This is a genomic window from Streptomyces sp. SA15, assembly GCF_002291145.1.
Lineage (GTDB): Bacteria > Actinomycetota > Actinomycetes > Streptomycetales > Streptomycetaceae > Streptomyces.
The window spans coordinates 1-26,916 of record NZ_NTGE01000128.1; the positions used below are offsets into that span (position 1 = coordinate 1).

General features: G+C 71.8%; 25 protein-coding genes and 3 pseudogenes. 17 read left to right on the forward strand and 11 right to left on the reverse strand.

The window, feature by feature from the left end:
• Window positions 1-407: zf-HC2 domain-containing protein (locus CLM62_RS29810; RefSeq protein WP_143659171.1), on the reverse strand; the 407-nt coding region annotated here is incomplete at its 3' end.
• Window positions 404-1,036 (reverse strand): RNA polymerase sigma factor, encoded by a 633-nt coding sequence (locus tag CLM62_RS29815; protein WP_095753008.1) that lies wholly within the window; start codon window positions 1,034-1,036, stop codon window positions 404-406. The genes CLM62_RS29810 and CLM62_RS29815, both read right to left, overlap by 4 nt.
• A 258-nt stretch (window positions 1,037-1,294) precedes the next feature.
• On the opposite strand from CLM62_RS29815, the gene CLM62_RS29820 reads away from it, so the two are divergent.
• The 3 genes from CLM62_RS29820 (at window position 1,295) to CLM62_RS29830 (ending at window position 4,014) form a co-directional block, all read left to right on the forward strand.
• Complete coding sequence (locus CLM62_RS29820; protein WP_095753009.1) at window positions 1,295-1,561, forward strand: hypothetical protein; 267 nt, start codon at window positions 1,295-1,297, stop codon at window positions 1,559-1,561.
• Entirely contained in the window at window positions 1,562-3,643 is a 2,082-nt protein-coding gene (malQ, locus tag CLM62_RS29825) for a 4-alpha-glucanotransferase (RefSeq protein ID WP_095753010.1), read from the forward strand. It abuts the gene before it with no gap.
• Between the two features lie 89 nt (window positions 3,644-3,732).
• A complete protein-coding gene (locus CLM62_RS29830; RefSeq protein WP_095753011.1) occupies window positions 3,733-4,014 on the forward strand; it encodes a hypothetical protein in 282 nt (93 codons plus the stop codon).
• 287 nt (window positions 4,015-4,301) lie between these two features.
• Here CLM62_RS29830 and CLM62_RS29835 read toward each other — a convergent pair whose 3' ends face one another.
• Window positions 4,302-4,880, reverse strand: a complete 579-nt coding sequence (locus CLM62_RS29835) for a TetR family transcriptional regulator (protein ID WP_095753012.1) — start codon at window positions 4,878-4,880, stop codon at window positions 4,302-4,304.
• A 130-nt stretch (window positions 4,881-5,010) separates the two neighbouring features.
• Here CLM62_RS29835 and CLM62_RS29840 point away from each other — a divergent pair, with 130 nt between their 5' ends.
• A complete protein-coding gene (locus CLM62_RS29840) occupies window positions 5,011-6,531 on the forward strand; it encodes an FAD-dependent monooxygenase (protein ID WP_095753013.1) in 1,521 nt (506 codons plus the stop codon).
• Between the two features lie 22 nt (window positions 6,532-6,553).
• Here CLM62_RS29840 and CLM62_RS29845 read toward each other — a convergent pair whose 3' ends face one another.
• Entirely contained in the window at window positions 6,554-7,054 is a 501-nt protein-coding gene (locus CLM62_RS29845) for a MarR family winged helix-turn-helix transcriptional regulator (protein ID WP_095753014.1), read from the reverse strand.
• A gap of 109 nt (window positions 7,055-7,163) precedes the next feature.
• Here CLM62_RS29845 and CLM62_RS29850 point away from each other — a divergent pair, with 109 nt between their 5' ends.
• Entirely contained in the window at window positions 7,164-8,114 is a 951-nt protein-coding gene (locus CLM62_RS29850) for an EamA family transporter (protein ID WP_257004176.1), read from the forward strand.
• 73 nt (window positions 8,115-8,187) lie between these two features.
• On the opposite strand, the gene CLM62_RS29855 is transcribed toward CLM62_RS29850, so the two are convergent.
• The 5 genes from CLM62_RS29855 to pepN all read right to left on the reverse strand — a co-directional run bounded on the left by CLM62_RS29855 (window position 8,188) and on the right by pepN (window position 13,875).
• Window positions 8,188-8,649: a lasso peptide biosynthesis B2 protein gene (locus tag CLM62_RS29855; RefSeq protein WP_095753015.1), complete on the reverse strand. Its 462-nt coding sequence runs from the start codon at window positions 8,647-8,649 to the stop codon at window positions 8,188-8,190.
• A complete protein-coding gene (locus CLM62_RS29860) occupies window positions 8,646-8,954 on the reverse strand; it encodes a lasso peptide biosynthesis PqqD family chaperone (RefSeq protein ID WP_095753016.1) in 309 nt (102 codons plus the stop codon). The genes CLM62_RS29855 and CLM62_RS29860 overlap by 4 nt, the downstream gene beginning before the upstream one ends.
• Window positions 8,926-10,764, reverse strand: a complete 1,839-nt coding sequence (locus tag CLM62_RS29865; protein ID WP_143659172.1) for an asparagine synthase-related protein — start codon at window positions 10,762-10,764, stop codon at window positions 8,926-8,928. Before CLM62_RS29865 ends, CLM62_RS29860 begins: the two co-directional genes overlap by 29 nt.
• 119 nt (window positions 10,765-10,883) lie before the next feature.
• Entirely contained in the window at window positions 10,884-11,015 is a 132-nt protein-coding gene (locus tag CLM62_RS48970; protein WP_107483834.1) for a lasso RiPP family leader peptide-containing protein, read from the reverse strand.
• 271 nt (window positions 11,016-11,286) lie between these two features.
• Window positions 11,287-13,875, reverse strand: a complete 2,589-nt coding sequence (pepN, locus tag CLM62_RS29870; protein ID WP_095753018.1) for an aminopeptidase N — start codon at window positions 13,873-13,875, stop codon at window positions 11,287-11,289.
• Window positions 13,876-13,987: 112 nt separating this feature from the next.
• On the opposite strand from pepN, the gene CLM62_RS29875 reads away from it, so the two are divergent.
• From CLM62_RS29875 to CLM62_RS29885, 3 genes are read left to right on the forward strand one after another with little or no spacing between them, the layout of a single operon-like run.
• Entirely contained in the window at window positions 13,988-14,476 is a 489-nt protein-coding gene (locus tag CLM62_RS29875) for a DUF1203 domain-containing protein (protein WP_095753088.1), read from the forward strand.
• Between the two features lie 58 nt (window positions 14,477-14,534).
• A complete protein-coding gene (locus tag CLM62_RS29880) occupies window positions 14,535-14,765 on the forward strand; it encodes a ribbon-helix-helix domain-containing protein (RefSeq protein WP_095753019.1) in 231 nt (76 codons plus the stop codon).
• Complete coding sequence (locus CLM62_RS29885) at window positions 14,752-15,099, forward strand: type II toxin-antitoxin system PemK/MazF family toxin (RefSeq protein WP_095753020.1); 348 nt, start codon at window positions 14,752-14,754, stop codon at window positions 15,097-15,099. The genes CLM62_RS29880 and CLM62_RS29885 overlap by 14 nt, the downstream gene beginning before the upstream one ends.
• 74 nt (window positions 15,100-15,173) lie before the next feature.
• Here the strand turns inward: CLM62_RS29885 and CLM62_RS29890 are convergent, their stop codons facing one another.
• Window positions 15,174-16,190 (reverse strand): aspartate-semialdehyde dehydrogenase, encoded by a 1,017-nt coding sequence (locus CLM62_RS29890; protein WP_095753021.1) that lies wholly within the window; start codon window positions 16,188-16,190, stop codon window positions 15,174-15,176.
• A gap of 316 nt (window positions 16,191-16,506) precedes the next feature.
• Between CLM62_RS29890 and CLM62_RS29895 the strand changes: the two genes are divergently transcribed.
• The 5 genes and pseudogenes from CLM62_RS29895 (at window position 16,507) to CLM62_RS29915 (ending at window position 19,489) form a co-directional block, all read left to right on the forward strand.
• Complete coding sequence (locus CLM62_RS29895; RefSeq protein ID WP_179382280.1) at window positions 16,507-17,040, forward strand: sigma-70 family RNA polymerase sigma factor; 534 nt, start codon at window positions 16,507-16,509, stop codon at window positions 17,038-17,040.
• Between the two features lie 3 nt (window positions 17,041-17,043).
• Window positions 17,044-17,802, forward strand: a complete 759-nt coding sequence (locus CLM62_RS29900) for a hypothetical protein (protein WP_095753022.1) — start codon at window positions 17,044-17,046, stop codon at window positions 17,800-17,802.
• Window positions 17,803-17,876: 74 nt separating this feature from the next.
• Window positions 17,877-18,433 (forward strand): annotated as a pseudogene (locus CLM62_RS29905) (RNA polymerase sigma factor).
• Window positions 18,430-19,125 (forward strand): hypothetical protein, encoded by a 696-nt coding sequence (locus CLM62_RS29910; protein ID WP_143659173.1) that lies wholly within the window; start codon window positions 18,430-18,432, stop codon window positions 19,123-19,125. The pseudogene CLM62_RS29905 and the gene CLM62_RS29910 overlap by 4 nt, the downstream one beginning before the upstream one ends.
• A 70-nt stretch (window positions 19,126-19,195) precedes the next feature.
• The gene (locus CLM62_RS29915) at window positions 19,196-19,489 is read left to right on the forward strand and encodes a hypothetical protein (RefSeq protein ID WP_095753024.1); all 294 of its coding nucleotides are present in this window, start codon (window positions 19,196-19,198) and stop codon (window positions 19,487-19,489) included.
• 80 nt (window positions 19,490-19,569) lie between these two features.
• Here CLM62_RS29915 and CLM62_RS29920 read toward each other — a convergent pair whose 3' ends face one another.
• Entirely contained in the window at window positions 19,570-22,881 is a 3,312-nt protein-coding gene (locus CLM62_RS29920) for a S8 family serine peptidase (RefSeq protein ID WP_095753025.1), read from the reverse strand.
• A 338-nt stretch (window positions 22,882-23,219) separates the two neighbouring features.
• Here CLM62_RS29920 and CLM62_RS52020 point away from each other — a divergent pair.
• From CLM62_RS52020 to CLM62_RS29940, 4 genes and pseudogenes are all read left to right on the forward strand, one after another.
• Window positions 23,220-23,435, forward strand: a pseudogene (locus CLM62_RS52020) (pyridoxamine 5'-phosphate oxidase family protein); the annotation flags it as partial.
• 9 nt (window positions 23,436-23,444) lie between these two features.
• Window positions 23,445-23,906: an NUDIX hydrolase gene (locus tag CLM62_RS29930; RefSeq protein ID WP_095753026.1), complete on the forward strand. Its 462-nt coding sequence runs from the start codon at window positions 23,445-23,447 to the stop codon at window positions 23,904-23,906.
• 268 nt (window positions 23,907-24,174) lie between these two features.
• A complete protein-coding gene (locus tag CLM62_RS29935) occupies window positions 24,175-25,938 on the forward strand; it encodes a TIGR03767 family metallophosphoesterase (protein WP_095753027.1) in 1,764 nt (587 codons plus the stop codon).
• Between the two features lie 67 nt (window positions 25,939-26,005).
• Window positions 26,006-26,881 (forward strand): annotated as a pseudogene (locus CLM62_RS29940) (RNA-guided endonuclease InsQ/TnpB family protein); the annotation flags it as partial.
• Between the last annotated feature and the right edge of the window lie 35 nt (window positions 26,882-26,916).

The following is a 26,916-nucleotide window of genomic DNA, read 5'->3' on the forward strand; positions in this document are numbered from 1 at the left end:
GCGAAGTCGGCCCCGTACGCGAGGGCGACCGCGCCGAACGCCACCAGCAGCACGGCCGGGAGCCAGGCCCCGCGTACGGCGGGCCCGGCGGCCCACAGCACGCGGGCGAGCCGGGGACGGACGGAGGGAACCGGGGTTTTCTCCGGTGCCGGTGCCGGTGCCGGTGCCGGTGCCGGAGACGCGGGCGCCGTCGCCGTCGCCGGTGCCGTCCGCGGCACACTCAGCACCGCCTCCCGCACCTCCGCCAGCACCACCCCCGCCGCCGTCTCCCGCACCGCCCGCGAGACCCGGGCCGCGCACCCGCCGCACGTCTCCAGGTGTTTCTCCAGCGACCAGGCGTCGGGTTCCGGCAGGGAGCCGTCGCCGTAGCGGGTGACGAGGTCGTCGGACGCGTGCCAGCCGGTCATGCCGGGCCTCCCATCGGCGACGGGTTCAACTGGGCGAGGGCGGCGCGCAGTTCGGCGCGGGCGCGCAGCGCGCGGGACTTGACGGTGCCCTCGGGGATGCCGAGCAGCCGGGCGGCCTCGCGGGTGGTCAGCCCGTCGACGACCGTGGCGCGCAGCACCTCGCGCAGCTCGGGCGAGATCCGGTCGAGGGCGGTGCCCACGTCGCCGTACTCCAGCCCCGCCAGCACCCGCTCCTCCGCGGACGGCGTGGCGGCGGCCGAGGCGTACCGGGACCGTCCGTACTCCGCCCGCGCCTCGTCCGTCGGCGAGTTCATCGGGGTCGTCTCCAGCCGTGCCGCCCGCTCGTTCGCCCGCCGCGCGTCGACCAGGCGGCGCGCGGCGATGGTCCACAGCCAGCCGCCGGCCTCCTCGCCGCGATGCCCGTGCGCCGACCGCCACACCGTGACGAACGTGTCCTGGAGCACTTCCCGCACGACCTCGGCGTCGGCGCAGCGCCGGGTCAGCCGTGCGTGCAGCCAGCCCGCGTGCCGGTCGTACAGCGCGGCCATCGCCGCCGAGTCCCCGGCCGCGATCGCGCGCAGCAGCGCCGCGTCCGAGTCCCCCTCGTCCTTCTTCCGGTGGCCCCCCATGGGGCGGAACAGTCTCACAACCCGTCTATCGACGGGCCGGAGGCGACCGGTTCGCCGTATCGCGCAGGAAGGAAGCCGTACCGCGCAGGAAGAGAAGCCATACCGCGCCGGAAGAGAAGCGGCGCACAACCGTAAGAGCCGGAAGAGAACCGGAAGAGAATGTGACTAGACGCACGTTCTTTCCCTCTGTGCGTCTGTCGCCGCGACCGCTGGGTAGGGCTGCGGTATCCGCACGTCGTACTCGACAAGGAGGCCCCCGTGGCACACCTTCTGCTTTCGGCCCACTCCAAACCCGAGGCGGAGCCGTCCGCCTACTTCCAGGCGGGACCGTCCGCCTATCCCGAGGCGGGACCGTCCGCCGCGTCCGATCTCCACGTGTGCGTGTTCAGCGCGGAGGGGGCCTGCGCCGAGGCGCCCCTCACCAGCGAACCGCCCCTGCCCGACGCCGAGCCCCTCACCAGCGAGCCCCCGCTTGCCGACGCCGCCCCGCTGACCAGCGAGTCCGATGCCCTCGCGGAGACGTAGATGACCGCACCCCGGCCGGCCGAGCTTCCCGCCGAGGACCTCTCACGGCTCGCCGAGCTGCGTGGCGTCGCCACCTCCTACAGCCCGGCCCCGGACCGCACGGTCACGGCCTCCGCCACCGCCGTCACCCGGGCCCTGGCCGCCCTCGGCGTGGACACCGGAACCCCCGGGGCCGTGCGCGCCGCGCTCGCCGCCCGCGAGCGCGAGCTGCGCGAGCGGCTGCTGCCGCCGACGGTGGTGTGCTGGAGCGGCGGTACGTCCGCCGCTCTCGACGCACTCCCGGCCGGCACCCGCCTGCGCATCACGACCGAACAGGGCGAGACCCGCTCCGCCGCCGACCAACTCCCGCCCGGCGTCCACCGGTTGACGGCCACCGCACCCGACGGCCGCACCACCGACGCCCACTTGATCGTCGCCCCGGCCCGGCTGCCCACGCCGCCCGGACGCTCGTACGGACTCCTCGTCCAGCTCTACTCCCTCCTCTCACGGCGTTCCTGGGGCATGGGCGACCTCGGTGACCTCGCCGAACTGACCTCCTGGGCGGGCCGCGCGCTCGGCGCCGGATTCGTCCAGGTCAACCCGCTGCACGCGGCCGTCCCCGGCACGCCCACGGACCCCTCGCCCTACCGGCCCTCCTCGCGGCGCTTTCCCGACCCCGTGTACCTGCGGATCGAGGACATCCCCGAATACGTCCATGCCGGGGACCGCGAGCGCACGGGGGCACTCCGGGAGCGGGCCGACCGGTTGCGCGCGTCGGTGCTGGAGAAGGGCGCGCTGATCGACCGGGACGCCGTGTGGGAGCTCAAGCGGGAGGCGCTGGAGCTGGTACGGGAGGTGCCGCTCGGGCCGGGCCGGCGTGCCGCCTACTGCGACTACCTCGCCGAGCAGGGCGAGGCGCTGGAGGACCACGCCACCTGGTGCGCGCTCGCCGAGGTGCACGGCTCCGACTGGCAGCGGTGGCCGGCCGGCCTGCGCGACCCCCGCTCCCCCGAGACCGCCCGCGCCCGCTCCGAGCTGATGGACCGGGTCGACTTCTGGTCCCGCCTCGCCTGGCTCACCGACACCCAGCTCACCGCCGCCCAGCGCGCCGCGCGCGAGGCGGGCATGCCGGTGGGGGTCGTGCACGACCTGGCGGTGGGGGTGCACCCCGGGGGCGCCGACGCCTGGGCGCAGCAGGAGTACTTCGCGGCCGGAATGTCCGTGGGCGCGCCCCCGGACGCCTTCAACGCCCGCGGCCAGGACTGGGGCCTGCCGCCCTGGAGACCGGACCGGCTCGCCGAGTCCGGTTACGCACCCTTCCGCCACCTGCTGCGCGCCCTCTTCCGCTACGCGGGCGCCCTGCGCATCGACCACGTCATGGGCCTGTTCCGCCTGTGGTGGGTCCCGCAGGGCGAGGCGCCCACCGAGGGCACGTACGTCCGCTACGACGCCGAGGCCATGCTCGCCGTACTGGTACTGGAGGCCTCGCGGGCCGGCGCGGTGGTGATCGGCGAGGACCTGGGCACGGTGGAGCCCGGCGTGCGCGAGACGCTGCGTGAGCGCGGGGTGCTCGGAACGTCGGTGCTGTGGTTCGAGCGCGACTGGGAGGGCGACGGCCGTCCCCTGCCCCCGGACCGCTGGCGCGCCGACTGCCTCGCCACCGCCACCACCCACGACCTGCCGCCCACCGCAGCCCGCCTCACCGGCGAACACGTCGAACTCCGCGACAGCCTCGGCCTGTTGACGCGCCCTCTGGAGGAGGAACGGGCTCAGGCCGCGGCGGACACGGGGGAGTGGCTGGGCCTGCTGACCCGGCTCGGTCTGCTGCGGGGCACGGGCGGCGGCGCCGACACGTCCTCGGAGGAGGCCGAGATCCAGGCCGTCCACCGCTATCTGCTGCGCACCCCGGCCCGCATGGTCGGCGTCTGGCTCCCCGACACCATCGGCGACCGCCGCCCGCAGAACCTGCCGGGGACGTGGAACCAGTACCCGAACTGGCGGTTGCCGATCGCCGACGCGGAGGGCAGGCCGGTGACGCTGGAGGAACTGGCGGGGGCGGCGAGGCTGCATGCGCTGGTGGAGGTGCTGCGGGGGTCGTCGTGAGCCCGGGGGCAGCCGGTGCGGCAACCCCGGGCCACCTCATACGGCACCCCGGACGCGCGTGGCCGATCGGCGTTCGCTACTTTTGGGGCGTGGACAAGAAGAACGCCCTGCGCGCCGGCACCCTGGCGGCCGGTACGACGCTGATGATGCTGCTCATGTCGTCCCCCGCGCTCGCGCTGACCCGCGACGACGGCGACGACCCCGGTTCGGGCCTGAGCGTCATCGAGACGCTGGGCCTCTTCGTCGTGGCCCCGCTCGCCCTGTTCGCGGTCATCGCGGGCCTGGTGATGGTCCTCGACAGGTCGCACGAGGCACACCGGGTGACCACCCGCAACATCAAGACCAGGAACAAGGCCGAGTCGAAGGCCTGACGCCCACTTCTTCACCGAGGGCGCCGAGGGCCTGTCCGGCGGATCATGCCGCAGACGCGGGGTCTGGCACGCCCATCTGCCGCGTTGTCGTCGGTTGCCGACGCTCCGCGTCGACGCCCTCCTCCGCCTTGCAGCTGGACGCACCAGACCCCGCTCACCTGCGTTAATGGGGCGCCGCCGATTTCCTGCGACCTGATCCGCCGGACAGGCCCGAGCCCGCCGTACGTACGCGCATCCGCCGTGCGTGGGCGAGGCCGGCGCCCTCAGTGTGTTTTCCCGTCCCAGGTTCAGGGGCTGGGCGCGGTCAGATACCGCTGCACCGTGGGCGCCAGCCATGCCACGATCTCCGTGGGGTGCAGCGCCACGGCCGGCGGAAACCGCAGCACGTATCGCGTGAGCGCCAGCCCCAGCAACTGGCTCGCCGCCAGCGCCGCCCGTGCCGGGACCTGTTCGGGATCGGGGCACACCTGGCGGGTGACCGGCACCAACTGGTCCCGGAAGATGCCCTGCATGCGCTCGGCCCCGGCCTGATTGGTCGCGCCGACCCGGAGCAGGGCGGTGAGCACCTCGTTCTGCTCCCACATCCCGAGGAAGTGCTTCACCAGCACCCGGCCGACGTCCTCCCTCGACAGTGACCCCAGGTCGGGCATGCGCAGGTCGACGGCGACGGCCGCCGCGAACAGCCCCTCCTTGTTGCCGTAGTAGCGCATCACCATCGACGGATCGATGCTCGCGTCCTTGGCGATGGCGCGGATGGTGGCCCGCTCGTAGCCGTCGGCGGCGAAACGTTCGCGGGCGGCGGTGAGGATCGCGTTGCGGGTCGAGTCCGAGCGTCTCGCCTGCGGCGGGGAGGTGCTGTCAGTCATGCCAACGATCGTAGGCCAACATGTGTAGGCCAACAAGTGTTGACAGGTTTGCTGAGGTCGCTCTACGTTTGCCAACGAGCGTTGACCCACAGGTGTTGACCAACGAGTGTTGGCATTCAAGGAGGCCCTCATGAGCGGCACCAATGGCACCATCGACACCACCAACACCGCCGGCACCGCAAACCCCGTGATCGTCGTCGGCTCCGGCCCCACCGGCCTCCTCCTGGCCGGCGACCTCGCCACCGCCGGCGTCCCCGTCGTCCTCCTCGAAAAACGCCCGCACAAGATCAGCAACCTCTCCCGTGCCTTCGTCCTGCACGCCCGCACCCTCGAACAACTCGACGCCCGAGGTCTCGCCGACGATCTGGAGGCGGCCGGCCGCCCCCTCGACCGGCTCCGCCTCTTCACCCGGCTCACCGTCGAGCTCGACACGCTCCCCTCCCGTTTCAACCACCTGCTCGTCATTCCGCAGTACGAGGTCGAGAAGGTCCTGGAGCGGCGGGCGGTCGAGGCGGGGGTGCGGTTCCGGTACGAGACCGAGGTGACCGGACTGGCCCAGGACGCGGACGGCGTCACCGTCGAGGTCCGTGGCCCCGGCGGCAAGCCCGACGAACTGCGGGCGGCGTACGTCGTCGGCACCGACGGCATGCGCAGTGCCGTCAGGAACGCGGTCGGGCTGCCCTTCCCCGGCCACTCCGTCATCCGTTCCGTCGTCCTCGCGGACGTGAAGCTGGCCGAGAAGCCCGCGACCTTGCTCACCGTCAACGCCGTCGGCGACGCCTTCGCCTTCCTCGCGCCCTTCGGGGACGGCTACTACCGGGTCATCGGCTGGCACCGGGGCCGCAACGTCCCCGACAGCGAGCCCCTCGATCTCGCGGAGATCAAGGAGATCACCCGTCTCGCCCTCGGCCGCGACTTCGGGATGCACGACGCCCGCTGGATGTCCCGCTTCCACAGCGACGAGCGCCAGGCGCCCGCGTACCGCGTGGGCCGGGTCTTCCTCGCCGGGGACGCAGCCCACGTCCACACCCCGGCCGGCGGCCAGGGTATGAACACGGGCCTGCAGGACGCGGCGAACCTCGGCTGGAAGCTCGCCCAGGTCGTCCACGGCCACGCGGGCCCGGAACTCCTCGACACCTACCAGGGTGAACGCCACCCGGTCGGCAGGTCCGTCCTGCGCAGCAGCGGTGGCCTGGTCCGGCTCGCCATGGCCAAGCACCCCTGGACGCTGGCGCTGCGGGCCGCGCTGACCACCGTGCTCAACAGCGTCCCCCCGGCCCGCCGCAGGATGGTCGGCCAGATCACCGGCATCGGCTACCGGTACGCCGCTCCCCGAGGTGCCCACCGCCTCACCGGCACCCGCGTCCCGGACGTGGCGCTGGAGAACGGCCGCCTCTACCAGGCCCTGCGCGGCGGACGGTTCGTGCTGATCATCCCGAAGGCCTCAGGGGCCTCCGAGTCGTACGACGGACGGGGCGGTGGACAGGCCGGCGGACAGGGTGCCGCCCGCAAGGGCCGGCTGGCCGTGGAGCGCTGGGCGAGCGACCGCCGTACGACCGTGCTGGTGCGCCCCGACGGATACGTGGCCTGGGCGGCCGACGGCGCCGATCCGGCCGCGACCGAGGCGGCCCTGGCCGCGCACGTCGGATGACGGGAGGCCTGCGCCGGCTCCTTCACTTCTCCGTCGCGAGCAGCAGTTCCCGCAGCAGGTCGGCCAGGTGGTCGGCCTGTTCGGCGTCGAGGGCGGACAGGGCCTGAGTCTGGACGGCGAGGCCCGCGCCGACCGCGCGGTCGACCAGTTCCAGTCCCTGTTCGGTCAGGGTCACCTGCAGGCCCCGGCGGTCGTGCGGGTCGGGGGAGCGGCGCAGCAGGCCGGCCCGTTCCAGTTTGTCCAGGCGGCCGGTCATCCCGCCGCTGGTGAGCATGAGCGTCGCCGACAGCTGGCGGGGCGAGAGGGTGTACGGCTCGCCGGAGCGGCGCAGGGTGGCCAGCACGTCGAACTCGCCGCGTGCGATCCCGAGGTTCGCGTACGCCTTCTCGGTGCGGTCGCCCATCGTGCGTGAGAGGCGGTAGATCCGCCCGAAGACCTCCATGGCCCTCGTGTCGAGGTCCGGTCGCACGGCCGCCCACTGCCCGATGATCGCGTCGACGGGGTCCTTGTGCTCTGCGCTCATGCGGTGAGTATCCGCTCCATTCCGATCACCCGCAAGAAAGTGGCTTGACTGCAAGTTGCTTAGAGCTAAGCTACTTCCCGCCAAGCTATCTTCCAGAAGGGTGCCGGTCATGAAACGGCCCGCCGCCGTCCTGCTCACCGCCCTCGCCCCCATCTCCTGGGGCACCACATACGCCGTCACGACCGAATTCCTCCCGGCCGACCGCCCCCTGTTCACCGGCCTCATGCGCGCCCTGCCCGCCGGACTGGTCCTGCTGGCCCTCGCCCGGGTACTGCCGCGTGGCGCCTGGTGGGGGAAGGCGGCCGTGCTCGGAGCGCTGAACATCGGCGCCTTCTTCCCGCTGCTGTTCCTCTCCGCGTACCGGATGCCGGGCGGGATGGCGGCGGTCGTCTCGTCGGTCGGACCGCTGTTCGTGGTGGGTCTGTCGGCGCTGCTGCTGGGGCAGCGGCCGACGGCCCGAAGCCTGATCACCGGGGCGGTGGCCGCGTTCGGCGTCAGTCTGGTCGTCCTGCAGGCGGCCGGGGCGCTCGACCCGGTCGGGGTGCTGGCGGCCCTCGCCTCGACCGCCTCGATGTCCGCCGGCACCGTGCTCACCAAGCGGTGGGGCCGCCCCGACGGCGTCGGCCCCCTCGCGCTCACCGCCTGGCAGCTCACCATCGGCGGCCTGCTCATCGCCCCGCTCGCCCTCCTGGCCGAGGGCGCGCCGCCCGCGCTGGACGGCCGGGCGATCGGCGGATACCTCTACCTGGCGCTGGCGAACACGGCGGTGTCGTACTGGCTGTGGTTCCGCGGTATCGGCCGGCTCACCGCGACACAGGTCACTTTCCTCAGCCCGCTGTCGCCGCTCACCGCCGCGGTGGTCGGCTGGGCGGCGCTCGGGCAGACGTTGACCCCGGTGCAGCTGGCGGGGATGGCGCTGGCGTTCGGGGCGACGGTCGCGGGGCAGCTCCGGCCGCGTACGGCCGGCGAACCGTTCAGCGGTCCGGCGGCTTCGTCACCTCGCCTGCCCAGCACGACGGCGGGCCGCCCGACCGGCAGGCCTTCCGGCGTCGGCTGGTGACGCCGCCCGCCGTCGTCCCGCGGGGCCCGGCAGGTCTGGCGGCGACGCGGGCCGATCCGGCGTCAACTCGGTTTCAACCCGCGTCACCTCGGTTTCGAAGAGATGCGGCCCGGCTGTCTCCGGTGTCGCGCGGCGGCACAGTGATGACGCGGCGGTAGGCGGCCGTGTCGGCCGGCTCCCCGACGGCACGGCCGTCCGCTTCCACCCAGGCGTGGGCGGAGAACGGCAGGGTGCGCACGCCCGTGCACCACGTGGGCCACACTCCGCGCAGGCGGCACAACAGCGCGGTGGCGAGGGAGCGTTGCAGGCAGTGTCGGCCCGAGCACAGTGTGGACGTGGCCGTGACGTCCTGCCGGGCGGCGAGCGCCTGCTCGTAGGCGGCGGGGGCGGCGCCGTGGCGCAGCAGGGTGAGGACGAGGCGGATGCGGCGGGGCGGCAGCCGGGACAGCAGCCGGGCGGCGACGACGGCCGCACGGGCGGGGACGCGACGCCGCAGCGGCGGCCGGTCACCCCGGGTGTCCAGGACCTGGCTCATCGCTTCCGCCTCCCGAACCTCCGGACCTTCCCGTCCTGGGCGTCACGTTCGGTGAGTTCGGCGGAGGCGAGCCCGCTCAGCAGCGCCTGGACGTCGGCGGCGACCTGGTCGCGGGAGACGTCCTTCGCGGCGGCGAGGTCGTCGACGACCTGCTCGGGCTCGGCGCCCTCCAGCAGGCTGCGCAGTACGCGGGCGCCGGTGCCGTTGAGCTGCCAGTAGCGCCCGGCGCGTTCGTCGAGCAGGACCATGCCGCCTTCGGTGTCGCAGGCGGTGACGTCACGGCGTAGCCGCAGGGGCGGGTTCATGAGGGTGTTCCTTCAGGTGGTGGGGGTGCGGGCGGGCCTCGAGGTCGCGCAGCCACTCCTCGATGCCGAGGGTCGGCTCCAGCTCGCAGACACCACCGTTGAGCAGCCCGGGCGCGAGCACGGCACGGCGCAGCGCGGCCGGGTCGGCGAGGCCGGCGGCGGCCAGGCGGGAGTCCGCGGTCCAGGCGGCCAGAGTGCGCCGCTGGGTGGCCAGGCCCGCGTACCACTCGTCGCCGCAGTGGTCCTTGGTGGTGCGGGTGAGGATGGCCTCGGGGACGATGCCGCGCATGGCGGCGGCCAGCAGCGGCTTGTAGACGGCGGGGTGGCCGGCGTCCTCGGGCCGGACGCGGAGGCAGGCGTCGAGGACGGCGTCGTCGCAGAACGGCGTCTCCACCGGCAGGCCGTCCACCGCCCCCCAGGCGGAGAGGTGGGTGGCGGTGGATCCGGCGAGGCGGGCCAGGTGGACCCACGCGTGGGTGCCCCGGTCCGGGCCGAGCGGTACGCCGTCCCGGTCGGCGGCCTCGCGCAGCAGCCCGGCGGCCAGGTCGCGCGCCCGGCCGGTGGCCCACGGCGGCAGCGCCACGGGGAAGCCCCAGCCGCACATCGGCGGTTCCCCGCGTCGGAGCGGTCCGAGCGCGTCGGCCTGTTCCCTGATCCACGCGGCGAGTGATGGGCGCGAGACCAGTTGCCGGAGGGTCGCGACCAGCGGCCATCTCGACCGGGCCCGGTGGGCGGCCAGGTGCGCCAGGCCGGTGAGGGGCCGGCGGCGCAGCAGCGGGTGCAGGTACGCGGGCAGCGGGGTGACGACGTGGTCGCCGCCGTGGCCGGACAGCCGTCCCCGGACGCCGTGGTCCCGCAACAGCCCGGCCAGCTCGCTCTGCTGGGCTCGGTCGCGCAGGAGGACGCTGGGTTCGTCGCCGGGCGGGTGCCGTTCGCCGAGGCCGGAGAAGTGGCCCGGGAGCTCGGACGACGGGAGGACGAAGTGGGTGATGCCCGGCAGGTGCCTGGCCGCCTCGCGGGCGTGGCGGGCGTCCTCGTTGCCGGCCGCCGACCACTCGAGGGTGACGGCGACCAGGTCGGCGCCCGCCTCGTGGGCCAGGAAGCACGCGGACGTGGAGTCCATGCCGCCGGACAGGTCCGCGCCCCAGACGTCGCCCGGCCGGACCCGTACGGCGACGGCGGCGCGCAGCGCGTCCCGCAGCAGCGTCGCGGCCTGTTCCAGGGGCAGATCGGACGGCGGCGGCCGCCACCAGCGTTCGGTGCGGACGCTTCCGTCGCGGCCCAGCCGCAGCGCGTGCCCGGGTTGCACGGCCCGCACGCCTCGCCACATCGCCGACGTCTCGATGGGGAACGGTGGGTCGGGCAGGAGCAGGCGGGCGGCCAGCCGGGCGGGATCCGGATCGGCGCCGGTCAGCCAGGCGAGCGTGTGGGCCCGGTCGGCGGCGAAGGTCACGCCGTCGGCGTCGGCGGTGCACAGCCGCCGGACCCCGGTGGCGGTGCCCCGGGCATACACCTCGCCGTCGACGGACGCCAGCAGGTGGAAGCTCCCGGCGGCGCCGGTGACCCCGGGACCGCGCGCGACCAGGTCGTGCGGGGTGAGGGAGGTGCGGCCGATCGCGGCCAGCCGCGCCGTGCCGGCCTGGGCCGTCACCGCCTCGTCGTCCGGCCAGCAGCCGAGCAGCCACGGACGCCCGGAGGCGTGCGTCAGGGTGCGGCAGGCGTACGACGCGAGCCGCGCGGCGGCCGCGAGCGCCGCGTCGCGGTCCGGCAGGGCCACGAACCAGCGCCCGCCACAGGCTGTGCTCGTCACAGGGACCACCACGTCCGCAAGCCACCTCCGCTCTCGTTCCCCCACGGCCGACGTACGTCCCGGCCGGCCCGCGGCAGGCGCCACCGGGGCGCCTGCCGCGGGCACTGGGGACCAGGGCCTCAGAGCAACCGCCTGAAGTAGTTGCCCTCCGGCAGAGGACCGAACGGCCCCATGGTCTCGTCGGCGAAGTCACCGACTTCCGCCAGCACCGGAGGCTCGTAGACCTCCTCGGTGCGCGTCTCCTGGTTCATGTCAAGCACCCCCTTTCCGGCCGCCAGGGCTTGCACTCAGGCACTGCCCGCGCGGGATGACGAGGATGCGACAAGTCCATCGTGTGAGTGAGCGCGCGGCGGCCCCGAAATGCTCCGTTGTCCGCCCCGCGCCGCGGGGCGCCGCGGGGCGGTGGCCCGCCACCCGGGGTGTGGCGAACAAGCCGGCGCCCGCCCCGCGTCCCCCAACGCAGAGGGCGCCCGGTGTTCACCACCGGGCGCCCCCTCGACAGGCAGACCAAGGCGTGCGCGACTACTCCCCGGCCGCCGCGTCCGCCGCCTGCGCCTTCAGCGCACGCTCCACGCCCGCCCGCGACTCGGAGACGAGCCGCCGCAGGGCCGCGTTGGGCTCGGCGGAGGCCAGCCACTCGTCCGTCTTGCGCAGGGTCTCCTCGGAGACCTGGATGGACGGGTAGAGGCCGACCGCGATCTGCTGGGCCATCTCGTGCGAGCGGGACTCCCAGATGTCCTTGACCACCTCGAAGTACTTGTCCGTGTAGGGAGCCAGAAGCTCGCGCTGGCCCGTCTGGACGAAGCCGGAGATGACCGCCTCCTGGACGGCGTTCGGGAGCTTGTCGGACTCGATGACCGACGCCCACGCCTCCGCCTTGGCGCTCTGCGTCGGGCGGGCGGCCCGGGCGGTGGCGGCGTGCCGTTCCCCGGCGGCCGTCTTGTCGCGCTCGTACTCGCCCGCGATCTCCGCCTCGTCGAAGCGGCCCACCGCGGCCAGCCGCTGCACCAGCGCCCAGCGCAGCTCCGTGTCGACGACCAGGCCCTCGATCGTCTGGGAGCCGTCCAGGAGCGCCTCCAGGAGGTCCAGCTGCTCCGGCGTACGGGCGGTCGCCGCGAACGCGCGCGCCCACGCCAGCTGGTGGTCGCTGCCCGCGGCGGCCGAGCGCAGGTGGGCCAGCGTGGCGTCCGTCCAGCGGGTCAGCAGGGCCTCGCGGGCGGCCGGGTCGGCGTACAGCTCGATCGCCATCTTCACCTGGCGCTGCAGCGACTGCACCAACCCGATGTCGGACTCCTTGCCGATGCCGGACAGGACGAGGGAGAGGTAGTCGCGGGTGGCGAGCTCCGCGTCCCGGGTCATGTCCCACGCCGACGCCCAGCACAGGGCCCGGGGGAGGGAGGCCTCGAAGTCGCCCAGGTGCTCCGTGACGAAGGCCAGCGACTGCTCGTCGAGGCGGACCTTCGCGTACGACAGGTCGTCGTCGTTCAGCAGCACCACCGCCGGACGACGCTTGCCGACCAGCTGCGGTACGGCCGTCAGCTCGCCGTCGACGTCCAGCTCGACGCGTTCGTCACGCACCAGCTTGCCGCTGTCGTCGTCGAGCTCGTACAGGCCCACGGCGATGCGGTGCGGGCGGAGGGTGGGCTCTCCCTTGGCGCCGGTGGGCAGCGACGGGGCCTCCTGACGGATGGCGAAGGAGGTGATGACGCCGTTCGCGTCCGTCTCGATCTCGGGGCGCAGGATGTTGATGCCGGCCGTCTCCAGCCACGCCTTCGACCAGGCCTTCAGATCACGCCCGGAGGTCTCCTCCAGGGCGCCGAGGAGGTCGGAGAGACGGGTGTTGCCGTAGGCGTGGCGCTTGAAGTAGGCCTGGACGCCCTTGAAGAACTCGTCCATGCCGACGTACGCGACGAGCTGCTTCAGTACGGAGGCGCCCTTCGCGTACGTGATGCCGTCGAAGTTGACCAGCACGTCGTCCAGGTCGCGGATCTCGGCCATGATCGGGTGCGTGGACGGCAGCTGGTCCTGGCGGTAGGCCCACGTCTTCATCTGGTTGGCGAAGGAGGTCCACGAGTGCGGCCACCGGCTCTCCGGCGCGTACGCCTGGCAGGCGATGGAGGTGTAGGTGGCGAACGACTCGTTCAGCCACAGGTCGTTCCACCACTCCATGGTGACCAGGTCGCCGAACCACATGTGGGCCAGCTCGTGCAGGATGGTCTCGGCGCGCGTCTCGTACGCCGCGTCCGTCACCTTCGACCGGAACACGTACTGGTCCCGGATGGTCACGGCACCGGCGTTCTCCATCGCGCCCGCGTTGAACTCCGGCACGAACAACTGGTCGTACTTCTTGAACGGGTACGCGTAGTCGAACTTCTCCTGGAACCAGTCGAAGCCCTGCCGGGTCACCTCGAAGATCGCGTCCGAGTCGAGGTGCTCGGCGAGCGACGGGCGGCAGTAGATGCCGAGTGGGACGGACTGGCCGTTCTTCTCGTACACGCTGTGCACCGAGTGGTACGGGCCCACGATCAGCGCCGTGATGTACGTCGAGATGCGCGGCGTCGGCTCGAACTCCCAGACGCTGTCCTTGGGCTCCGGGGTCGGCGAGTTGGAGATGACCGTCCAGCCGTCGGGAGCCTTCACGGTGAACTGGAAGGTGGCCTTGAGGTCCGGCTGCTCGAAGCTGGCGAAGACCCTTCGGGCGTCCGGGACCTCGAACTGGGTGTAGAGATAGGCCTGGTTGTCGACGGGGTCGACGAACCGGTGGAGCCCCTCCCCGGTGTTGGTGTACGCGCAGTCGGCGACGACCCGGAGGATGTTGCGCCCCTCCAGCAGCCCGTTCAGCGCGATCCGGGAGTCCTCGAAGACCTCGGCCGGGTCGAGCTGGTCGCCGTTGAGGGTCACCTCGTGGACGGTCGGGGCCACCAGGTCGATGAAGGACGCGGTGCTGGTCTCGTCGCCATTGCTGTCGACATCGAAGCGCACCGTGGTCACGGACCGGTAGGTACCGCCCTCCTGCGCGCCGGAGAGGTCGAGATCGATCTCGTACGAGTCAACGGTGAGCAGCGTCGCCCGCTGCTGCGCCTCTTCGCGAGTCAGGTTTGTGCCAGGCACGCGGTCATCTCCTCGTTATGTGTCGGTTCGGCCATCCTTCCACGGGACGCACAGGGAAAGCGATGTCCGTTTCCCGCCGGTGGGCAGGGCGGATGCGCGCGAACGTGACGCCATGACGACGTACACCGCACGACCCGTCTCCCCGACGGCCCTGAAAGAGTTGCGCTCTGCTGACGACGGGGGACGGCAGATGGTTCCCGTGACCGATGAGGAGGGCGGCGCGCCGCTGCGGTGCTGTCTGCGCCGGAGCGTGCCGGGGGAGCGGATTGCCCTGGTTTCGTACGCACCGTTGCGCCGCTGGGCGGCGGGGGCGGGGGTCGATCCGGGGGCGTACGACGAGCAGGGGCCGGTGTTCATCCACGCGGAGGACTGCGAGGGCCCGGACGGCACCGGCCTGCCTTTCACCAACGCCCACCGCATGGTCCGCCGGTACTCCGCCGAGGGGCGCATCCTGGGCGGGCGTCTGGTGGAGCGCCCCGAGGGTGTCGACGCGGCCTTCGAGGAGGCGTTCGCGGAGGCCTTCGCGGATCCGGAGGTGGCGCTGGTGCAGGTGCGGGCCGTGGAGTACGGGTGCTTCCTCTATGAGGTGCGGCGGGACTGAAGCCGATGGGTAGCACTGGGAGTAGGCAGGATGGTCATACCCTGCTACCCTTGAGGGTATGAAGATCAGTGTGAGCCTGCCCCAGGAGGATGTCGCCTTCGTCGATGAGTACGCCTCGCGCACGGACGCCGAGTCCCGGTCCGCCGTGATACACGCCGCCATCGAACTGTTGCGGCAAGCGCAGCTGGAGCAGCAGTACACCGAGGCCTTCGCCGAGTGGGACGAGAGCGAGGACGCGGGCTTCTGGGACCAGTTCTCGGGGGACGGGCTGACCGATGAGGCGCGGTGACATCTACTTGGTCGACTACGAGCCGACGCGCGGCAGTGAGGCGAACAAGGCGCGGCCGGCGGTCATCGTCTCGAACGACGGTGCCAACGCGGCGGTGGAGCGGACCGGGCGAGGTGTGGTCACGCTGGTGCCCTTGACGACCAATACGTCTCGCGTCTACCCGTTCCAGGTGCTGCTCCCCTCCGAGGAGTGCGGTCTCCCGAAGGACTCCAAGGTGCAGTGCGAGCAAGTGCGTGCGCTCGCCCCGGAGCGGCTGCTGCGGCCGATCGGTTCGGTGCCTAGGCAACGCATGACCGAGATCGACGCCGCGCTGCGACGGCATCTGGCGCTCTGAGCACACGAGGCGCTCTGAGCACACGAAGGGGGGCCCACCGGTGACCGGTGGGCCCCCCTTCAGCCGTTGCGTTACTAGCCCTTCAGCTCCGCCGCCACCAGCTCCGCGATCTGCACCGCGTTCAGCGCGGCGCCCTTGCGGAGGTTGTCGTTGGAGACGAAGAAGGCGAGACCGTTGTCCACCGTCTCGTCGCTGCGGATGCGGCCGACGTACGACGGGTCCTGGCCGGCCGCCTGCAGCGGGGTCGGGACGTCGGTGACGGCGACACCGGGGGCACCGCCCAGCAGCTCCTTCGCGCGCTCCACGCTGATCGGACGCGCGAACCGGGCGTTGACCTGGAGGGAGTGGCCGGTGAAGACGGGGACGCGGACGCAGGTGCCGGAGACCTTCAGCTCGGGGATCTCCAGGATCTTGCGGGACTCGTGGCGGAGCTTCTGCTCCTCGTCGGTCTCGTTCAGACCGTCGTCCACGATCGAGCCGGCCAGGGGGAGGACGTTGTACGCGATCGGGGCCACGTACTTGTTCGGCGCCGGGAACTGAGCCGCCGAGCCGTCGTGCGTCAGCTTCGGCGCGTCCTCGCCGACCTTCTTGACCTGCTCGAACAGCTCGTCCACGCCGGCCAGGCCGGAGCCGGAGACCGCCTGGTAGGTGGCGACGACCAGGGCCTGAAGCCCCGCCTCCGCGTGCAGCGGCTTCAGGACCGGCATCGCGGCCATCGTCGTGCAGTTCGGGTTGGCGATGATGCCCTTGGGGCGGGTGGCGATCGCGTGCGGGTTCACCTCGGAGACCACGAGCGGTACGTCCGGGTCCCGGCGCCACGCCGACGAGTTGTCGATCACTACCGCACCCTGCGAGGCGACCTTCTCGGCCAGCGCCTTCGAGGTCGCGCCGCCCGCGGAGAACAGCACGATGTCCAGGCCGCTGTAGTCGGCCGTCGAGGCGTCCTCCACCGTCACGCCGTCCAGGACGGTCCCCGCCGAGCGGGCGGAGGCGAGCAGGCGCAGCTCGGTCACGGGGAAGTCGCGCTCCGTGAGAATCCTGCGCATGACCGTGCCGACCTGACCGGTGGCTCCGACGATTCCGACCCTCACGGCGACTCCCTCTGTCTGTCTTTACGTGCGTGTTGCCTGGCCGAGGCTTGTCCATGATGCGGCCGACATGGGCCCACCTGTCCAATTCTTTGGTCGCCATGCCCGAGAACTGGGACACACCAGGTCGGCCGACGGTTACGGAACTTCTGCCCACACCACCCCTGAGCTGCAGGAATTCGCCCTACGGCCGCTCCGCGCCGCAAGCTGTGCTGCCTCCCGCGGCGGTGTGACGTACGCCTCTGAACGAAATTCCCACGGTTCCGCCGAACGTTTCCGCGCGCTGCGGCGTCGTAGAGGAAACGCGGTGAGGGGAGGGGTGTCGGTGCTGCGCAGAAAGGCCCGCCGCGCCCAGGGGGACGTACTCGACGACCCGCTGGACGCGGCTCAGGAACGCCGGGTGCGAGCGGTGCTCGCGCTCGGTGGCGTGCCGCAGGCGGACCTGCCGGACGGGGTGCAGCAGGTCCGCCTGCGATTGCTGGAGCGCGCGGCGCGGGGGGACGAGGCACCGCGCGACGTGTCCGCGTGGGCGGCGGTCGTCGCCTCCAACCTGGCGATGGACTGGCACCGGGCCAAGCGCCGCCAGGAGCGTGTCGGCGAACGCCTGGCCTCCCTGCGCCAGTTGGAGCACCCCTCCGGCGAGGACACCAGCGTGCTCTCCCTCGCCGTCGCCCAGGGCCTGGACGAACTGCCCGACGCCCAGCGCCAGGTCCTCGTCCTGCGTTTCTACGCCGACCTCCCGGTGCGCGGGATCGCCGAGGAACTCGGCATCCCCGAGGGCACGGTGAAGAGCCGGCTGCACACGGCGGTACGGGCCCTGAGGGCGCGGCTGCACGAGGACGAGGTGGTGTGAGACGTGGCCGAGTACGAAGGCGGTCCGGCCGCAGACGCGCTGCTGGCCGCCATCCTGGACGAAGCCCTGCCCGACCGGGTCCAGGGCGACCCGGAGTTCATGGCGGAACATCGCTCGGCCGCGGCCGACGTGGCACTGCTGCGCGAGCAGCTCACGCTGATCGGGGACACGCTGGCGGGCGGGGAGCGAGCGGCGGAGCCTGCACCGGCACCGGCCGCGGCGTCACGGAACCGTACCCGCCGCTCCGCCCGCGCCCCCCGGAACCGCCGTCCCCTGGCCCTCGCCCTGGGCACCCTCGCCGCCGCCTGCGCCGCCGCGTTGGTCGTCGGCATGGGCTGGCTGGTGGCGCAGGGCGGGATGAGTGGGAGCGACTCGGGGGCCGGCACGCAGAGCGCCGCGGACGGCGGCGCGAAGGAGGAGGCGGCCGGGCGCGGCTCCGCCGGCTACCTCGCCTGCGCCCGCCTGGTCGTCGAGGGCACGGTCACGGAGGTGGAGCCGCTCCCCGGGGCCGTCCAGGACCGGATCACCCTCGAGGTGGAGCGCTACTACAAGCCGGACAAGGGCAAGGACGAGGTCACCTTCCTGATGGCGAAGGACGCCCACCCGAGGCTGGGCGAGGGCGACCACGCACTGATCGGCATTCCCCGTGACGCGGCGACCCCGGACATCTGGACCACCGGGGAGGAGGACATCGCCCGCGAGAGGCGGTGGATCACCAAGGCGCTGCCCGAGGCCCGCACCCTGGACTGCGAAACTGAGTGAGGGGCCCGGCCGGGAGCGGGCCGGGCGGCCTGATCGAACGTTTCTTGTTGCTCCGGCGTCATAGGAGCAACACGATGCAGGGAATCAAGCGATCAGGGGGGAGAACGCGGGTCCCGATCAGGAGATCCCGGAACACGGCGGACCCGCTCGACGCGGCGCAGGCCGACCGGGTCCGTGCCGTACTGGCCCTCGGCGGGGTTCCGCAGGACGATCTTCAGGACGGCCTGCAGCAGGTGCGGCTGCGTCTGCTGGAGCGTCGGGCGCGCGGCGCGGAACCCCCGCGCGACGCGGGGCGTGGGCCGCGGTGGTGGCGTCGAACATCGCGGTGGACTGGCACCGCGCCAGGCATCGCCAGGAGCGCGTCAGCGAGCGTCTCACCCTGCTGAGTCCGTCGGACGACCAGGTCCAGGGCGGTCCCGAGAACCGCCTCGTGGCGATGGCGGTCGCCGAAGGACTCGACGCCCTGCCGACCGCACAGCGGCAGGCGCTGGTCCTGCGCTACTACGCGGATCTGTCGGTGCCGCAGATCGCCGAACATCTCGGCATCCCGGTGGGAACGGTCAAGAGCAGGCTGTACGCGGCGGCCAGACTCCTGCGGGAGCGGCTTCAGGTGGAAGAAGGGGTGGCGTGAGGGTGGAGAAGGACGAGCAGCCGGACGAGCAGCTGATGGCGGTCCTCCTGGATGAACCCTCGCCTTCGGAGGATGGCCTCGCCGCCGACCGGTACGCGGCCGCGGAACGGGACATGGGCCGGGTGCGCGAGCAACTGCAATGGATCGGGGGCGGGTTGGCCCGGCACGCGGCCTCCGGGCCGCCGAGGCGCGCGAGGGCGTCCTGGCGGAGGCGGGGTCTGTTCGCGCTGGCGGCGTCGGTTGCCGTCGCGCTGATCGGCACCGGCGTGATGTACTCCGTGGCCCACAGCGGCGATGCGGAGGACAGCGCTGCCGAGGCCCGGCTCACCGACGAGGGGATCATCGCCTGCTCCTCGGTGGTCGCCGAGGGCACGGTGGCCCGAGTCGAACCCCTGGACGAGGGCGAGGAGTTCAGGGTTGTCCTGGATGTGGACCGCTACTACAAGCCGGAGAGCGGGAAGCCGCAGCTGACCTTCACCTCCGAAGGAGCGAAGGGGTACTACCGGGCCGGTGCGCGGATGCTGGTCGTGGTCTCCCGGCTCCCCGCGGAGGGCCCCGAGACCTACCGGGCCGACGACCCCGTTCCCTCCGAGGACGCCCCCGGGCAGGCACGCGACGCCCTGGAGTGGGGCCGGCAGTGGATCGAGAAGGCGCTCCCGGGCGCGGTGGGGCTGGAGTGCCCCGGCGAATGAGGCCAGACCACAACAAGCCGGTGTCTCGGCCCTGTTGGACGTGAAAGGGTTATTGCACATTCGGTCACCTTTGGACGAGTTCAAGGACTCGGCCAAGAGCAGGGCGTTCTGCCGTACGGCGGCCGCGCTGGACCTGCAGAAGAGCGAGGAACTCACCCCGCACAAGCGGATGCACGTCATCGAGGACCTCGACGAGGGCCTGCCGGGCGGCATCGCCGAGGACTTCGACCGGCTGCTCGCCTGGTACGAGCATCCCGAACCGGATCGCGAGGAGTCCGCCCGCCGATCCAGTTACAAGGTGGGCGAGTTCATCGAGCAGGTGTGTGAGGACGTCAACATCGGAGGCATCCGGGCGTCCGAATAGGAAACGCGGAAAGGAAGAAGGGGCGGGTGTCCGGAAGGACACCCGCCCCTTCTTCCTGTCGGCTTACATCAACCCGAGCACTACGGCGTGACCTTCTCGATCTTCACACTGCCGGTGCCCGCGACCGTGCCGCGGGCGTTGAGCAGCTGGACCTGGCCGAAGAACTCACGGCCCTCCGGGGCGGCCGCGGCGGCGGTGACGCTGCCGGAGACCGTCGCGGAGGCGCCCGTGGCGAGCTTCACCGGCGTCGAGTCGTCGACGGTGACGCTGCCGAGGGCGGCGGAGAAGAACACGTCCTGGTAGTCGTACGCGGTGGAACCGGCCGGGACCGCGTAACCGATGACCACGATGGTGTACGTGCCGGCGGCCGGGTCGGCCACGGACACGGACTCCTCCGAGTCGCCGTCGGCGGAGCTGCCGACTTCCTTGCCCGCCGCGTCGAAGACGACGAGGTCGAGGTCGGCGGCCGGGTCGGAGACGTTGCCGATGGTGACGTCCAGGGACTCGGCGCCCTCGGGCACCGCGACCGTGGTGGTCTGGGTCTCGTCCTCCGCGATGGTCGGACGCGCCGTCTTGGCCGAGCCGAGCGGGCCGCCGGCCAGCTTGCCGTCGATGGCGGCGAAGTTGTTCGTCACCTTCCAGGAGGCGGTGGCCGGGGTGCCGACCTTGGCCTCGGGCACGGTCACGGTCTCCGGGTCGAAGACCGCACCGAGGACGGCGACGTCCAGCTTGTACGGGTTGTCGAGCAGCGGCGACGTACGGCGCGATTCGACCTCGATCTCCCAGACACCCGGCACCGGGTCGGCGTACGAACGCACGTCGGGGCGGCAGGGGGCGCTGGCCGGGTTGGTGTAGTTCGGGTAGCAGTTGATCGTCGAGGTCGAGTCGACCGGAACGCCGTACGGGTGGATGGCGATGAACCGGGTCTGGCTCTTGCCCTCCAGCCCGCCGATCGCGACCTCGAGGGTCTTGGCGCCCTCGGGCACGGTCACGAAGTATGACTGTGTGCTGTTGCGCTGCACCGAAGTCGACGCCGAGTGGGTGTAGTTCAGCGGCGTAGAGACCACGACCGTCGTCAGGACCTGCCGGTCGATGCCCTCGGTCTTCGGGTCGTCGACCTCCAGGATCGCGCTCTTGAGACCGGCGGACTTCGGCGCGGCCTGGACCTTGACGGTCACCGGCTGGTTCAGCGGCAGGTTCACCTCGTCCGAGCCGACGATCCTGAAGGTGCTCGCCGCGTTGTTCTCGAAGTGCAGCTCGTGGCGGATCGCCTTGTCGGCGCCGGACGTACGGGTGATCGTGACGTCGTACGTCTTCTTCTGACCTGCCTTGAGGCCGCCCTCACGGTCGTACAGACCCGTGCCGAAGCCCGGGGTCTTCAGGAACTGGTCGATCGCGGTGTCGACCGGAGCCTTCACCGCGTAGGTGTGCGCGGTGGCGCCGTCCAGGATCGAGTCCCAGGCGTCCTCGATGTTGATGAGGCCGGCCCCCTCCTCGTACGCCTGCACACCACTGATGTGGTCGGCGGTGGAGGTCAGCGCGGTGCGCAGGGTCGCCGGGGCAAGGTCGATCTTCTTCGCCTTGGCGGCGCTCAGCAGCAGCGCGGACGCGCCCGCGGCCTGCGGGGACGCCATCGAGGTGCCCTGGAGCATGCCGTAACCGGCCGGCAGGGTGTAGCCCGCCTCGGCGACCGGAGCGCCCGGCAGCCAGGTCTGGATGGTGTTGATGGCGGCACCCGGGGCGACCAGGGTGGGCGTGAACCCGCCGTCCTCACGCGGACCGCGCGAGGAGAACGGCATCATCGCGTACGACTTCTGCACCACCGAGCCGTAGTTGGCGGCCCAGGTCTGCTTGGAGATGGACGCGCCGACCGAGATGACCTTGTCGGCCAGGGCCGGGTCGCCGATCGTGTTGGCGCCGGGGCCGGAGTTGCCGGCCGAGACCACCAGCTGGACGCCGTAGGTGTCGATCAGACGCGTGTACAGCTCGGCGCGCGCGTTGTTGCCGTCGTTCAGCGCGGGCAGGCCGCCGATCGACATGTTGACGATGTCGACACCGCGGTTGACGACCAGGTCGATCATGCCCTCGGTGAGCGCCACGTTGGTGCATCCGGGACCGAACTCGCAGGCACGGGACGAGACGATCTTCGCGCCCGGCGCGGCACCGTTCATCTTGCCGCCGAACAGGCCGTTCGCGGCGGTGATGCCGGCCACGTGCGTGCCGTGCTCGCTGGAGATCATGCCGATGCTGGCGTAGTCGGCCTTGGCGCCGGCGGCGTTGTAGACGACGTCCTTGCGGATCTCGACGACGAACGGGATGCGCTCGGCGACCTCGGTCGCCGGGTTGTCGGTGCCGAAGTAGCCGATCTGGTAGCCGTCCTTGTACGGCTTCATCGGCTGCTCGTCACCGAAGTCGTGGTCGTCGTCGAGGTCGACGCGCACCGTGCCGGCCGCGGCGTCGTACAGCACGCCCCAGACGTCGGTCTTGTCACCGTCGCGGTTGACGTCGCCGAGCTGGTCGCCGGCGGCGGTCGCGGACTCGTAGAAGTAGTTGAACTTGTACGAGCCGGCCGGAACGGTGAACGTCTCGGTGGCGCCGCCGCGGGGGGTCGCGGAGAACGCCGGACCGGCCGCCGAGGTGGACATCTGCAGCCACGAGCCGTCGCCGTCGGAGACCGGGTCGGTCGACGTCACCCAGTCGACGATCTTCCGCTCTCCGGTGGTCGTCTTCTGCATCGCCGGGTGGGCGAGGTCCACACCCGAGTCGAGGACGCCGATGGTGACCCCGCGGCCGTCGGCCTTCGGGTGGTCCTCCACGAAGTCGACGGCGCCCGTCTCGAAGGCCGGGTTGTACGGGTTCTCGGCGGGGGTCTTCTTGTTCGGCGCCGGGTAGGCGGCCGTGCCCTTGGCCGTGGCGCCCTTGGCGGCGTCCGCGCTCGGCGTCGGGTCGTCCAGCAGGATCTCCTGCCGCAGGTCGATGCCGTGCACGGAGGTCAGCTTGGCGGCGGCGGCGATGGCCGAGTCCGCCTTGCCGGTGGGGACCGTCGCGCGGACGTAGCCGAGCTTGTCGTAGGTACGGCCGACCAGGCCGCCCTGGACCGAGTCGAGCTGCTCGGCGACCTTCTCGGTCTGCCCCGGCGCGGTCGCGACCATCATCGTGACGCTCTTGTCGCCGTCGGCCTTGGCCTCGGCGAGGGCTTCGGCGTCGTCGGAACCGAGCTTGTCCTGGCCGGACTTCACGCTCGGATCGGCGGCGACGGGCGTTTCGTCCGCGGCGAAGGCCAGGGGTATCGGCCCGGCCGCGGAGAGAGCGGCCACCAGTCCGGCGGCCACGGCTATCCGGGCCACGCGTCTCGCGCCCGGTATCGGTTCCCGCTGGGGGGTGAGGGTCATCGGCATCCCTTGTAGGTAAAGGAACGAGCGGTGGGCGACCAGGGCCGATCGGCCTCGGTCGCGATCGTCCGGAACGCGGTCCCGGACGATCGCACAGCTTTACCCATGGGAAGGATGTTTAGGGAGAGTTGACCGAATCGAAATGTGGGCATGGGGAAAACCCCCCATGCCCTTTGGGGAGATGAGCCCCGAAAGGGGCAAGTCACCGGCATCAAGCCGGTGGCCGCGGCCTTCCTGGAGCTCCAGCCCTTCCTGGTGCTCGGTGCCGCCGACCCGGAGACGGGCAGGGTGTGGTCGACGGTGGTGACCGGCCCGCCCGGGTTCGTGCGGGCGACAGCAACCTGGCGACGGACCCGCGCGCGGGCCTGCTCTTCCTCGACTGGACGACGGGCACGGTCCTGCAGCTCACCGGCGAGGCACGGACGGAGTTCGACGCGGACGGGGAACGCCGGGTGCGCTTCACGCACACCGAGGCTGTCGAGACTCAGGCGGCGGTGCCGTTGCGCTGGTCGGCGCCCGAATACTCGCCTGCCAATCCGGAGCCGGCCGGGTAATGTCCTCGCGTGCGACGGAGGTTGAGGGTGGCGGCCTACGCCATTTGTGTGCGCGACGGACAGCTCCTGCTCTCCCGGTCCCCGGCACTCGACGGCGGCCCGCCCGAGTGGGTGCTGCCCGGCGGCGGAATGGAGCACGGCGAGGACCCGCATGACACCGTCCTGCGGGAGGTGGAGGAGGAGACCGGGTACCGCATCGAGGTCACCGGTCTGCTCGGCGTCAACTCCCGCCGCCACACCTTCCCCCGCCGCTTCGGCCACGCCGTCGACCATCACGCCGTACAGCTCGTCTACGAGGCCCGGGTCACCGGCGGCGAACTCCGCTACGAGATCGGCGGCTCCACGGACATGGCCGCCTGGCACGAACTCGACGCCGTACCCGCCCTGAACCGCGTCCGGATGGTGGACATCGGACTCAGGCTGTGGCGCGAGCGGCCGGCGTCGGGGCGGGTTGCACTCGTGGACGAGTAACGCCTTCCGAACCGACCGGGGAACGACCGGGGAACTGCTCCTCTACCCGGGAAGATGAACACGGAGTGACCGCTCCCCGGCCGCCCGGGAGCGGGTCATGGGCGCGCAGGGTAGTCCAAGATCGACGTACGGTGATCGGCGTTGCGCGTTGCCGTCTCGTTCACGCGCAGGTCATCCCCACTGCCAACGATCCAGAGCGAGCGGGAAGTTCGCGACAGCGATCGCCCGCGACCACTGCCGACGCGTTCGCACTCGGGGAGACCGCGCCATGTCGCGCACACGCTCTGTCGCCAGCTCCGCGCTGGGTGTCCACCGCCGTACCGTCCTCGCCGCCACCGCGGCGGTGTCCGTCTCCGCCGGCGTCGGCTACGCCCTGCGGCCCACCGACAGCCGGGCCGCCACCACGGACACGGGCGCCCGCCGGGCCGGGGCACCCGTGGCACAGTCCCGCCAGGCGCCGGCCGCGCCCCTCGTGCCGTACACGCGTGGCACCACGCTCGCCGGTGTCGCCGCCCCCCGCACGAGCTCCGGCTACCGCCGCCTCGGCGACGGCCCCGGCTGGAACCGCAGGGTCCGCAGCGAGCTGGCCGCGCCGAAGACCGGCCGGGCCGGCCGCCGTACCGCCCTCGCGGCCTTCGTGCAGCTCACCGACATGCACATCATCGACGCCCAGCACCCGATGCGTCTTGAGTACCTGCGCTCCACCGACGTCCACGCCTGGCGGCCGCACGAGGCGCTGACCGTGCACGGCGCGATCTCGCTCGTCGAGCGGGTCAACGCGCTGCGCGGCGCGCCCGTCACCGGTGCCCCGCTCCACTTCGCCATGACCACCGGCGACAACACGGACAACAATGCCAAGTCCGAGCTGGAGTGGTTCCTGACGGTCATGAGCGGTGGCCGCATCAGCCCCAACACCGGGGACCCGCGCCGCTACGAGGGCGTCCAGAACAGCGGTCTCAAGCAGTACTGGCAGCCCGACACCACGGTCCGCGACGCCGACAAGCAGCTCGGCTTCCCGCACCTGGAGGGCTTCCTGGCCGCCGCGGTACGGGAGTTGAACAGCCCCGGCCTCAACCTGCCCTGGTACTCCACGGTCGGCAACCACGACTCCATGCCGCTGGGCTGCTACGGCCTCGGCGACTCCTGGCTCGCCGAGTACGCGGTCGGCGGCAAGAAACTGATGAGCCTGCCCGCGTCCGAGGCGAAGAAGCTCCAGGACACCATCAAGAACGACAAGGACCCGAAGGGGACCGCCTTCCGGGACCTGCTCAAGGCGCACACCCGGGACATGCGCTCGGTCACGCCGGACGAGCGGCGCGCCCCCTACACCGCCGCCGACTACCTCAAGGCCCACCTGGACCCGGCCCACCGCGGTCTCGGCCCGGTCGGCCACGGCTACTCCACCGCGAACCTCGACACGGGCACCCAGTACTACAGCTTCCGCATCGCCGACGACGTCATCGGCATCAGCCTCGACACCACCGACCCCGGCGGCCACTACAACGGCTCGATCGGCACAGCCCAGTTGAAGTGGCTGGACAAGACGCTGCGGGACAACAAGGACTCGTACGCCATCGTCTTCAGCCACCACACCAGCAAGACGATGGAGAACACCAACCCCGACCCGGCCCGCCCCGGCGAGCGCCGCCACAACGGCCAGGAGGTCATCGCCCTGCTCGCCAGCCACGCCAACGTGCTCGCCTGGGTGAACGGCCACATCCACCGCAACGACATCACCCCGCACTCCGCCCCCGACGGCCGCTCCTTCTGGGAGATCTCCACCGCCTCCCACGTCGACTTCCCCCAACTCGCCCGCGTCATCGAGCTGGTGGACAACAAGGACGGCACCCTCTCGCTCTTCACCACCTGCGTCGAGTCCTCGGCCCCGCACCGCACGGACTTCGCCGACCTCTCCCAGACCGGCCTCGCGGCCCTCTACCGCGAGCTGTCCTTCAACGCGCCGGGCGCGCGGACGGACCTGGCGGGCGACTCCCAGGACCGCAACACGGAGCTGGTCCTCAAGAAGGGCTGAAACCCGCCCGACCGACGCGGCGCGCGTCAACCTCCGCGCACCGCGCCGGGTCTGTCCCGCCCCACCGCGCTTTGCCGGGATGCCCACGTACAGGAAGAAGAACGATGCGGAACCGACGCTGAACTACACGCGGCGCGGCTTCCGGTTGAAGGACGGTCGCCTGCACCTGGCCGGGAACATCGTCCTGACCGTGGTGTGGTCGCGGGACCTGCCAGCCGAACCGTCCAGCGTGCGCGTGTATCGCGACAGCGTCGGCCACTGGTACGCATCGTTCGTCGTTCCCGCCGAAGTCCAGCCGCTGCCGGAGACCGGCCGCGTGATCGGGATCGACTGGGGAGTGAAGGAGACCGCAACCACTACGTCGGATGCCCATGACCTCCCCCACCCTCAGCACGGCGAAAAGGCCAAGGCAAAGCTGACCCGCTACGACCGGATGATGGCCCGCAGAAAGCCCGCCAAGGGGCGAGCAGCGTCGAATGGCTATCGTGAGGCGAAGAGGCTGCGCGCGAAGACCTACCAGAAGATCGCCCGGCAGCGGCAGGACACCGGCCGCAAGTGGGCCAAGCACGTCGTGCGCGACCACGACGCCATCGCGGTGGAGGACTTCCGGCCGAAGTTCCTCGCCGGGACCACCATGGCGCGCAAGGCGGCTGATGCCGCCATCGGCGCCACCAAGAGGGCTCTGCTGGAGATGAGCCGCAAGCACGGGCGGGACGTCCGCCTTGTGCACCCCGCGCACACCACCATGGACTGCGCGTCGTGCGGAGCGAGAACCAAGCACGCACTGCCGCTGTCGGAACGTACCTACACCTGCACCGCGTGCGGAGTCCTATCCCCCAGGGACAAGAACTCCGCCCGCGTGATGCTTCTCCGGGCTGGTCTGAACCCGGCTGGTGTCGAGGGCGTAAGACCTCCCGGAGCGCCGCTCCAGGAGGCGGCCTGAGCCAGGGATCCCTTCCCTCCAGGGAGGGGAGCAGT